Source organism: Rheinheimera sp. (assembly GCF_020217005.1).
Classification (GTDB): Bacteria; Pseudomonadota; Gammaproteobacteria; order Enterobacterales; family Alteromonadaceae; genus Pararheinheimera.
On sequence record NZ_JAIWOI010000164.1, the window covers coordinates 1 to 10,000 of the forward strand.

At 46.6% G+C, this 10,000-nt stretch carries 14 protein-coding genes; 10 read left to right on the forward strand and 4 right to left on the reverse strand.

The window, feature by feature from the left end:
- Positions 1–109 precede the first annotated feature (109 nt).
- Genes LDL40_RS07960 through LDL40_RS07980 form a run of 5 tightly spaced genes read left to right on the forward strand, consistent with a single transcriptional unit; the run spans position 110 to position 3,050 of the window.
- Positions 110–625 carry a PTS glucose transporter subunit IIA gene (locus tag LDL40_RS07960; RefSeq protein WP_300994732.1) on the forward strand — a complete coding sequence of 172 codons (516 nt, stop codon included), beginning with the start codon at positions 110–112 and terminating at the stop codon, positions 623–625.
- A 13-nt stretch (positions 626–638) separates the two neighbouring features.
- A complete protein-coding gene (locus tag LDL40_RS07965) occupies positions 639–992 on the forward strand; it encodes an ArsC family reductase (protein WP_300994734.1) in 354 nt (117 codons plus the stop codon).
- Entirely contained in the window at positions 989–2,122 is a 1,134-nt protein-coding gene (gene dapE, locus LDL40_RS07970) for a succinyl-diaminopimelate desuccinylase (RefSeq protein ID WP_300994735.1), read from the forward strand. The genes LDL40_RS07965 and dapE overlap by 4 nt, the downstream gene beginning before the upstream one ends.
- Positions 2,119–2,793, forward strand: coding sequence for a M15 family metallopeptidase (locus tag LDL40_RS07975; RefSeq protein WP_300994736.1), 675 nt, complete (start codon positions 2,119–2,121; stop codon positions 2,791–2,793). The genes dapE and LDL40_RS07975 overlap by 4 nt, the downstream gene beginning before the upstream one ends.
- A 2-nt stretch (positions 2,794–2,795) precedes the next feature.
- Complete coding sequence (locus LDL40_RS07980; protein WP_300994737.1) at positions 2,796–3,050, forward strand: hypothetical protein; 255 nt, start codon at positions 2,796–2,798, stop codon at positions 3,048–3,050.
- Positions 3,051–3,053: 3 nt separating this feature from the next.
- Here LDL40_RS07980 and yejK read toward each other — a convergent pair whose 3' ends face one another.
- Positions 3,054–4,088 (reverse strand): nucleoid-associated protein YejK, encoded by a 1,035-nt coding sequence (yejK, locus tag LDL40_RS07985; RefSeq protein WP_300994738.1) that lies wholly within the window; start codon positions 4,086–4,088, stop codon positions 3,054–3,056.
- Between the two features lie 71 nt (positions 4,089–4,159).
- On the opposite strand from yejK, the gene LDL40_RS07990 reads away from it, so the two are divergent.
- Positions 4,160–4,384 (forward strand): DUF1414 domain-containing protein, encoded by a 225-nt coding sequence (locus tag LDL40_RS07990; RefSeq protein WP_300994739.1) that lies wholly within the window; start codon positions 4,160–4,162, stop codon positions 4,382–4,384.
- Between the two features lie 4 nt (positions 4,385–4,388).
- Entirely contained in the window at positions 4,389–5,894 is a 1,506-nt protein-coding gene (locus LDL40_RS07995) for a DUF3413 domain-containing protein (protein ID WP_300994740.1), read from the forward strand.
- A 34-nt stretch (positions 5,895–5,928) separates the two neighbouring features.
- On the opposite strand, the gene LDL40_RS08000 is transcribed toward LDL40_RS07995, so the two are convergent.
- Positions 5,929–6,228 (reverse strand): hypothetical protein, encoded by a 300-nt coding sequence (locus LDL40_RS08000; protein WP_300994741.1) that lies wholly within the window; start codon positions 6,226–6,228, stop codon positions 5,929–5,931.
- Positions 6,228–6,596 carry a thiol-disulfide oxidoreductase DCC family protein gene (locus tag LDL40_RS08005; RefSeq protein WP_300994743.1) on the reverse strand — a complete coding sequence of 123 codons (369 nt, stop codon included), beginning with the start codon at positions 6,594–6,596 and terminating at the stop codon, positions 6,228–6,230. Before LDL40_RS08005 ends, LDL40_RS08000 begins: the two co-directional genes overlap by 1 nt.
- Before the next feature lie 151 nt (positions 6,597–6,747).
- Here LDL40_RS08005 and LDL40_RS08010 point away from each other — a divergent pair, with 151 nt between their 5' ends.
- From LDL40_RS08010 to LDL40_RS08020, 3 genes are all read left to right on the forward strand, one after another.
- Entirely contained in the window at positions 6,748–6,948 is a 201-nt protein-coding gene (locus LDL40_RS08010; protein WP_300994745.1) for a DUF2061 domain-containing protein, read from the forward strand.
- 88 nt (positions 6,949–7,036) lie between these two features.
- Entirely contained in the window at positions 7,037–7,603 is a 567-nt protein-coding gene (locus LDL40_RS08015; RefSeq protein ID WP_300994746.1) for a YaeQ family protein, read from the forward strand.
- Between the two features lie 4 nt (positions 7,604–7,607).
- A complete protein-coding gene (locus LDL40_RS08020; RefSeq protein ID WP_300994747.1) occupies positions 7,608–8,441 on the forward strand; it encodes a S1-like domain-containing RNA-binding protein in 834 nt (277 codons plus the stop codon).
- Positions 8,442–8,559: 118 nt separating this feature from the next.
- Here LDL40_RS08020 and LDL40_RS08025 read toward each other — a convergent pair.
- Positions 8,560–10,000, reverse strand: a 1,441-nt coding sequence (locus LDL40_RS08025) for a bifunctional diguanylate cyclase/phosphodiesterase (RefSeq protein ID WP_300994748.1), incomplete at its 5' end; no start/stop codon positions are given.

Here is a 10,000-nt window from a genome sequence, read left to right on the forward strand (position 1 = left end):
GTTATTTGATTTACGGCACTGGATACAAAGCGGATCAGCACAGGAAGTCTTCGCCAAATTTGTTTTTTTTCGTTACTATCCGCTCAAGTTCCTTTAAATGTTTTTACCCATGTCCAGCCATTTTAGTCAGTTGCAGTGGCACACCAGCCTGGATCCGTTATTAAAATTAAGGGTGAGAAGTCCGGTGGACGCCTTCAGTTACAACCGTTTGGCAAGCAGTGATGCATTGATGGCTTCAGGCTTGCAAGGCGACGGCCTTTGGCTTGAACTACGGGGTACTACTGTATTCAGTCCTTTTGCTGGCTCTTTTAGCAGAAAAAACCATACCGGCCAGCATCTGCAGTTTATGCATTCCAACGGCTTAAAACTGGTGGTAGATTTCCCACTGTATTGCCAATCTAAACATGGCTTAGGCTTTCATTGGCTGGTTGGTGAACAAGCTTTGGTTCAGGCGGGTCAACCGATACTCCATTATGATAAAGCCCTGTTAAGCCAGGCGGATCAGAGCTTTGGAATATTGTTACGGGTTGCTCCTCACTCCAGAATTCATAGTATTCACTGCCGAACGGGTTATCATCAGGCGTTACAGGATGACTTGTTGGCTATTCAATTGGTTAGCGCTTAGGATTACTTTATTTATGACTCGGATCTATGGCATTAAAAATTGTGACACTATTAAAAAAGCCCGTAAATGGCTGGAACAGCAGCAACTGCCGCATCAGTATATAGATTATCGTCAGGACGGTGTCAGTGCTGAACTATTAGCTCAGTTTATGCAGCAATTGAGCTGGCAGCAGCTACTCAACACCAAAGGCACCACCTATAGAGCATTGCCTGAGGCTGACAAACAGGATTTGACCACAGAAAAAGCTGTGCAACTGATGTTAGCCCAACCTGCCCTCATCAAAAGACCTATTCTGGAGCACAATGGCAACTACCACCTTGGTTTTTCAGAATCACAGTATCAAACATTATTTGGGACTTCCGCATGAGCACAGCAGTACTAGATCTGACCAAAGATTTAATCAGCCGCCAGTCGGTTACTCCTGAAGATGCTGGCTGCCAGCAATTGATGGCACAACGGCTGGAAGCTTTGGGTTTTACTATTGAGTCGATGTTTTTTGAAGACACCTTGAATTTATGGGCACGTAAAGGCCAGGGCAAACCCTTGTTTTGTTTTGCAGGTCACACCGACGTCGTGCCAACAGGTCCTTTGGAGCAATGGACCAGCCCACCTTTTGAACCCGAAATCCGTGATGGCATGCTCTATGGACGCGGTACAGCGGATATGAAAGGCAGTCTGGCCGCTATGGTGGTTGCTACCGAGCGTTTTTTGGCAACGAACCCGGAACTTACCGGTGATATAGCTTTTTTAATTACCAGTGATGAAGAAGGCCCTTTTATCAATGGCACCAAAAGGGTGATTGAAGTACTGGAAAGTCGCAATGAAAAAATTAAGTGGTGTTTAGTCGGCGAACCTTCCAGCACCAGTAAACTGGGGGACGTGATTAAAAATGGCCGCCGTGGTTCATTAACAGGTTATCTGACGGTCAAAGGCATTCAGGGCCATGTGGCTTATCCCCATCTGGTGGATAATCCTATTCATAAAGCTGCACCTGCGCTAGCTGAATTAGCCCAAACCGTGTGGGATCAGGGTAATGCCTACTTCCCGGCCACCAGTTTTCAGATTTCAAACATTCACGCCGGCACAGGCGCCACCAATGTGGTGCCGGGTGATGTACAACTGACTTTTAACTTCCGTTACAGCACCGAAGTGACCGCAGAGCAGTTGCAGCAAAGAGTGCTGGCGATTTTAGACAAACACGGCCTGAACTACAGCATCGACTGGATCCTCAATGGTCTGCCTTTCCTGACCGATAGTGGTGAATTAGTAGCAGCTGCTGTGCAGGCGGTACAAAAGGTCAAAGGTTATGCGCCTTCACTGGAAACCACAGGCGGCACCTCAGATGGCCGTTTTATTGCGCCTACCGGTGCTCAGGTGCTGGAGTTAGGGCCTTGTAACGGCACTATTCATAAAATCAATGAATGTGTGGCTGTGGCAGATTTAGAGCCTTTAGCCGATATGTATCAACATATATTACAGCAACTGGTCGCGAAATGAGTCTGGCCCGGCACCTGACAGGTTTTGATGAAACTGCGCTGGTTGAACTGGAGCAGCGTCATCGCTTATTACCGGACGTCAAAGCAGCCTATCAGCGAATGAAACAGGCTGCTGCTTTGGATGGTATTGAGTTAGCTCTGGTGTCATCGTACCGCTCTTTCTCTCAGCAAGCCCGGATATGGACTGCCAAGTACACAGGACAACGCCCTGTCTATAACAAAGCACAACAGCAAGTGGATATCCATACTTTAAATGGCTTCGCAAAAATTGAAGCCATTTTGCTGTATTCCGCTTTACCTGGTGCTAGTCGCCATCATTGGGGCACGGATTTGGATCTGTTTGACAAAGCCGCAGTGGCTGAGAATTATCAGGTGCAGTTACTGGATGCTGAATATCAGAGCGGCGGGCCTTTTTATGCATTGGATCAGTGGTTAAGCCAACATGCGGCACAGTTTGGCTTTTTCCGTCCTTATCAGCGCGATCAGGGTGGAGTCGCCAAAGAAGCCTGGCATTTGAGTTACCGTCCTTTGGCGGAAGGCTATTTAAATAGCTTCGACGAGGCTATGCTGTCTGATGCCATAGCCCAAAGTGAACTGCCGGACAAAACTCTACTACTTGAGCATATACCGCTGATTTTTAAGCGTTATGTTTGCACTATTTGTAAGGACTAACCATGACAGCAAGCTTCTGGTGGATTTTAGTAGTAGCGCTTGGAATTATTCTCGGTAATTTGTGGCTCATTCGCCGCAGCAAAGGGCCGGATGCCAAAGCCAAAACAGAAGTCAGTCAGAAAAAAAGCACTGAAGGTGGAGTCACAGGTTCAGTAGTCGCCAGCTCTGGCACAGACGCCAGTCGGATTAAACAAGTGGATACCGACCACCACAACACGTCAGATGGCGGATCTGACGGCGGCAGTGGCGGTGACTAAGGCTTAGCCCTTGTTATCGAAGCTGGAAAAACCTTTTAAAAAGCGTTGTAGCTGGTCTTTTAAGTTGGGTGGAACCCCCTGAATAATCAGCAGATCTTTGTCCATATCGTAACGGATCCGTTCGCCCAAATGCTTTTGCTCAAAGCTGATACTGACGCCACCGCCAGCGCCTGAAAACTTCACCAGGGTTTTTAACTCTTTCACATCGACAGGAAACTGCTCTGGTACTTCAATATTCTGCTCCGCACAATAGTCAGTAAAAGCGCGGGCATCGCTGCTGTCGATGGTGGCTGACAGTTCCTGCAAATGCACATCCAGACCTTGTTTGCTTTGCTCCTCGCAGTATTCATAGACTTGCTTGCGTACGGCAGACTTTTCGCTGGCATCGTAATCCGAGGCCGATAAATACTCTTCGACAGAAGCCAGCACTACTTTACTTTGCTCTTTCGCCACTATACCTTCGGCGCAACCTAAGAAGTCGAGGAAAAAGTCGGCGACTTTGCGACCTGCTCTGCCACGAATAAAAGAGATGTATTTGTTTTGCTCCGGGCTGGTTTGGTATTCGGTTAAATCGATACGGGCGGCCAGTTGCATCCGGGCTATATCCAGATGCTGATCAGTGGACAGCAATAAGTCCGGTGTCACACTAAAGTGATCTTTACTGCCCAATAATGTCACCAACACATACTCCGTAGCCAGATAACGGTAATGACACAGCATAAAATAGCCAGTTTCCTGAATTTGATGCTGCACCAGTTGCACTACTAATTGACTGGTTGCTTGTTCGGCCAGTTGCAAAAAACTGCGTTCCTGAGCTTGCCACTGCGCCAGTGGCAAAGCCATTCTGTCCTGTAAATCATCGGAAAAAGTGGCATAACCTTTGGCCGGTTTGCCATTGTAGGCTAAATGCAGTTGCTCAATTAAATGCGCCACAGATTGTGATACTGGCACCAACTCCTGACGAAACTGCGCCTGTAACTGCTCACTTTCCGTACTTTCGATAAAATTTATTGCCAGATGCAACACATCGACGGACATATATTTTCCTGTTCTTCGCTAATTCTGCTAGTATTCCCCGCTGTTCCATTTTATTTCGAGCAGAGACCTTCATGCCTATTGTATCAAAGTATTCGACCGACCAAATTGAAAAGATCGTAAACAGTATTCTCGATCAGTTACGCTTACAAGACGCCAGTACGGAATTGAGTCTGATGTGCTTAGGCAACACCATCAGCCATATCATTAACACCAGTGTCCCGGCTGCTCAACGTTTAGATGTGGCCAATCATTTTGGCCAGGCGCTGAAAGACGCCGTTAACAGCAAGAAACAATAACTCTATGGTGTTGGAACAAAACCTGTCATTAGTCAATAAAGTAAACCGCCTGCTGAATTGGGGGCACTGGTTTACTTTTTTTAATATCCTGTTGGCACTGCTAATCACTGCAGCCTACTGGTGGGCAGAACCATTGCCACAAAGTGTCACAGGCTGGTTTTATCTGCTGACCACCTGGTTGGGGCACACCGCTTTTTTATGTTTCCTGTTTTTTATTCTGACGATCTTCCCCGTTACCCTTATTTTTCCTTATCAGCGTCATGTACGCGGTATAGCTGCAGTCTTAGCTACAGTTGGTCTGGTTGCACTAATTTTTGATGCTTATGTATATCAGGCGCTTGGGTACCATGTTGGCAGCGCATCCAGCGAACAAACTATTGATTTACTGCGCCAGCAAGTTGTCACTAACCTGCGTAATTTTATTCTGATCACCAGTGTGGTCGCAGCGTTGTTATTGGCGATAGAGTTAGTTCTGAGTAACTTATGCTGGAAAAAAGTACCACGGCTGCAAGCCTCTGGTGTGGGCCAACCCGCACTTTATGTGTTTTTGGGCTGCTTTGTTGCCAGCCACAGTTTACATATCTGGGCTGACGCTCAGTTAGAACTGGATGTGTTAAAACAGGATAATGTTTTACCTTTTACTTATCCCGCCACCGCTAATACGTTCTTAGCCAAATACAATGTGCTGGATTTATCCAGATTAAAAGAAAGCAAAGCTGAGCAGCTGCAACGGCCAACCAATTGGCGTGAGCCAGCCGCCTTGCAATGCACCAGCCAGCAGGTTGAACCTTTAACTGTACTGATCCTGCCAGCTTTGTCGGCAACAGATACAGAACTGTTGCTGCAACACAACTTTAAGGCACATCAGCAACATTTTGCCCCTGTTGAGACTCAAAGTGCATTGCTGAATTTGCTGTATGGCAGCATGCAACTGAAAAAGGATATGGTTTCCGCTTTGCAACAAGCGCCCAATTGGATGGAACAGTTACCGGCAGGAACTTTAAGTATCAGTGCCAGCAACACCGAATTTCAAAAACTTTTGCCCTGGATCCCCTTGACGGAAAACTCTGCCGTACCGGTTAAAGTAAAATTCAGCCTCGATTTGAGTTCAGAATTAGCGACAATTAATGCAGAGCCTAGCCTGATATTGACGATAAAAGCTGCAGAATCGCAATTTGATCTGGCTCCAGCGCAGCTTTACAGCAATTGGCCAGCCTTAAATAAAGTCATCTCAGACACAGTGACCCAGCATCTGGATCTGGTCCCAACCCTGTTGGCACAGATAGGTTGTCATAGCAACTGGCCCGGTGATAACTGGTTTAAGCCTTCAGCTTATCCTAAGCTGAATTTATTACCTCACCAGATGGTCAGCTTTAAAAAAGACAAAATGATTCTGGTGCGTGACGATGGTAGTTATGGCGTATGGTCCGCAGGTACTTTGGTGCCACTGAACGAGAAACTGGATATCCCACAACTGACCGATGCATTAAAACGAGTGCAACAGCACTAGAACCATATAAAAAAACCACCGCCAGGTGGTTTTTTTATTGCAAGGACTTAGGCGCTTTGAGGATCCGGTTCCGTTTTCCCTGTAACTCCAGCTCTGCCAGATGAAATAAATTGGTAAAGACCAAAGGCGGAGCTTCCCGCTGAAAAGTCTCGACAAAGGCAATGGCAGCCTCTGCTATCAGTTGATTCACCTTCTGATCATACAAAGAGTAGCCATCATAACTGTAGGGTTCGTCCAATTCAGCCAACTGATACTCCTTCTGCTTCCGCATAAACCAGTTGATTAAAAACTCGTACTCTTTCACATCTAAAAGTTCGCGACAATCCAACCCCATCAGGGTTTCTCCTTTAATTGCACCCAGCGCTGAAGGTGCGGCCTTAATTTTAAAAACACCCTATAAAGCCGGTCTGCACACCAGGTAACAGGCGGTATTCTCAGAAACAGACCCAGCATACGCCAATAGACAAACTGAGACCAGAGCATGCCAAAAGCCGCAGCACCTTGGTAATAATGCCGTCCATCCACCCGCACATGCATACGCGCCAGCGCACTGCATCTGTCCAGTCCTTGTGGCAACTCTGCGTTTGAGTCGGTCAAATCCAACCAGGTCACAGGTACCCGACTTTTCAAAGCACGAAAATAGTTAATCTCCCGGCGGCACAAAGGACAGCCACCGTCATAAAAAACTTCAAGTGAATTCATGTTTTGCTCCTGTTCGCCTGCTCTTTACGTTCCCAGTTGGGCTCAGGATCTGTTATGCAGGAAAAACGATAGCAGTGATTGGATTAATTCGTTTTCGCCAAAAAACAGCTCAGGCTAAACTCGTTAAAAATTCCGACTGCTGGATCGTATCATGTTAAAAACTATGACCTTTGCCGTATTGCACTTTTCCGTCGCCTTCAGCGTGACTTACCTGTTAACAGGAGATCTGCTGGTGGGTGGCTTAGTAGCCACCATAGAACCTGCCATTAATACCATTGCCTACTTTTTCCATGAGAAAGCCTGGGACCGGGTGGCACAGCGACAAAAACAGCATCATCAGTTGCATGCCTGAACCAACCACTCTGTCTGAGTAGACAAGCTGCATTATTCCAACGAACAAGGTACACTAGCGCCCTTTTGATTTGTTCTTCGGATTTGTTATGGCCTTAAAGGCAACCATTTTTAAAGCTAGCCTGGCTGTGGCTGATATGTCGCGCCATCATTATCAGGATTACAACCTGACTCTGGCCCAGCACCCTTCTGAAACCACAGAACGCCTGATGTTACGGCTGCTGGCGTTTGCCTTATGTGCCGAAGAAAATTTAACCTTTGGTAAAGGTATTTCCGATGACGATGAAGCAGCGTTGTATCGCCAAAATCTGACCGGTGATTACCAGCTGTGGATTGAACTGGGTTTACCTGAAGAAAAACGCTTACGCCGTGCCAGCCATAAAACAGAACAACTGTTATTGCTGGCCTATGGCGGCACTGCAGTAGACAAATGGTACAGCGCCGAACAAAAAGCCTTAAGTCAGTTGAAAAACCTGACTATTGTGGCAGTCTCCCCGGCTGATACTGCAGAGCTGGCTAAATTATGCGACCGCACCATGCAGTTACAATGCACTATCAATGAAGGCCAGATCTGGTTTGGAAATGCCGCCCACAGCGTGCAGGTGCAATTACACTTTATTCAACAGTCAACCCCAGCTTTGCTGGCATCGGAGTAATCACATGACCCAACTCGCTTTAGGCAAACTGAACAAACTGGCAGTGAAAAAGCAGGTCGAATTTGGTGTCTACCTCGATGGCTTAAGCTGGGGCGATATATTATTGCCTAAACGTTATGTGCCAGCCGGTACCGAGATTGGCACTGTGCTCGAAGTGTTTTTGTATCTGGATTCAGAAGATCAACTGATCGCCACCACAGAAAAACCTTATGTCATGGTAGGTCAGGTGGCGCAGCTTAAAGCTGTGGCTGTGACCAAGGTGGGTGCCTTTTTAAACTGGGGTCTGAAAAAAGATTTACTGGTGCCTTTTAGCGAACAGCAAATTCCGATGCAACTCGATAAATATTATCTGGTGTACTGTTATGTCGATAAAAGTAACCGTATTGTCGCCTCAGCCAAACTGGACAGATACATAGGCAAAGACAAGCCGGCATATCAGGCGGGTGATGAAGTTCAGTTTTATGTCGCCTCGCAGACTGACCTGGGTTATAAAGTGGTGGTTGATCACCAACACTGGGGTTTATTGTATAAAAATCAGGTATTTAAACCACTACGTATCGGCTACAAAGGCACAGCTTATGTGCAGAAAGTACGGGACGATTTACGCATCGACTTACTGCTGGATAAACCCGGTTATGCAAAAACTCAGGCTTTTACCGATGTGATTTTAGAGCGGTTAAAACACAAAGGTGGCAGCTTGCCTTTATCGGATAAAAGCAGCCCGGAGCAAATTTACGGCGAATTTGGCGTCAGCAAAAAAGTATTTAAAGCCGCCATTGGCGCTTTGTACAAAGCAGGCCAGATTGTGATTGAAGCAGACGCTATTCGCCTGGTTTAATTCTCCCACCCGCAAAGGGCCATTTGTAGGGGTCGCGGTTTGTCCCGGCCCCGTCTCCAGGCTCCGCGGTGTCATTCGACAGGAGGCTACAAGACCCGCCCCTACACATGCGTATAATTTAACGTAGCCATTTGACTGCATCTGCTGAGGGCAGAGCCTTAGCAAACCAATAACCTTGTCCTGCATCACAGCCCAGTTCTTTCAGCAACTGTTGTTGTAAACTGGTTTCCACTCCTTCTGCGACTACTTTTAAATTCAGAGTCTTAGCTAAAGCTATCACTGTGTTGACCACAGGATTATCCTGAATATGAGGTTTCATATTGGCAATGAATGAGCGATCTATTTTCAGTACATCCAGCTTAAACTCATTTAGATAACTTAAGCTGGAATAACCTGTACCAAAATCGTCCAACAGTACCTTAACGCCATGTTGACGCAGCTGTTTTAAGCATAACCTTGCCTGCTCTATGTTTTCAATCAAGGCCCGTTCTGTGATTTCTATTGCCAGATAGGAAGCAGGTACTCCGGCTTGCGTTAGTTTCTGAATCACAGAAATAGCAAAATCCGGTTCAGAAAACGCAAGGCCCGAAACATTGACGCTGACATAAAAAGGCTTGGTATACTTTTGTTTCCATTGCCTTATCTGTTCAATACTGTGCTTTAACACATAATGATCGATTAGACCTATCAAGCCATTTTTTTCTGCAAAAGGAATAAACTCATCAGGTGTGATCATGCCTCTGACCTGGTGAGTCCAGCGGATCAAAGCTTCAAAGCCGATAGTATCCTCAGTTTCGAGACTGATAATAGGCTGATAATGCAACATAAAATGCTGTTTTGCTAAAGCAGCTTTAATTTCAAGGCCTAATCTGAATTCCTGACTTTCCTGCACTAACATGTCAGCGGAATAAATCCTGTAGACACCGCGCCCATCCTGCTTTGCCTGATACATAGCAATATCGGCCCGGCGGATCAATTCATCGGCGGATTGTAATTGATCGGCAGAATTAGCCAGTGCTATGCCTATACTGCACGAGGTCAGCAGCATATGCTCACCAACCAGCAAAGGCTGTTGCAGCGATTGAATAATACGTTGAGCTACATCCGTGACGTCAGCCAGTCCTGTGACGTCTTCAAGAACTACAGCAAATTCGTCGCCGCCCAGGCGTGCTAATGTATCAGTTTGCCGCATACACAGCTTTAATACCCGGCCAACCTGAACAAGGAAAGCATCACCAACCTGATGCCCCAAGGTATCATTTACAGTTTTAAAGCGATCCAAATCCAGATACATCACGGCCAGATGATTAGCCGGAAAGCGCTGCATACGTTTAAATGCCTGACCTATTCTGTCCAGCAGCAGGCTGCGGTTAGGTAAGCCGGTTAAAGCATCGTGTAAGGCCTGATGTTGCAGACGTTTTTCCGAAAAAACCCGTTCCAGCGCATTGGAAATATGCTGGGATACGAAAATCATCAGCTCCAAATCCCGCTCGCTGTAGTGAATATTGGCGACATAACTTTGTACTACAACCACACCGCGTACTGTATCGCTGGATTGA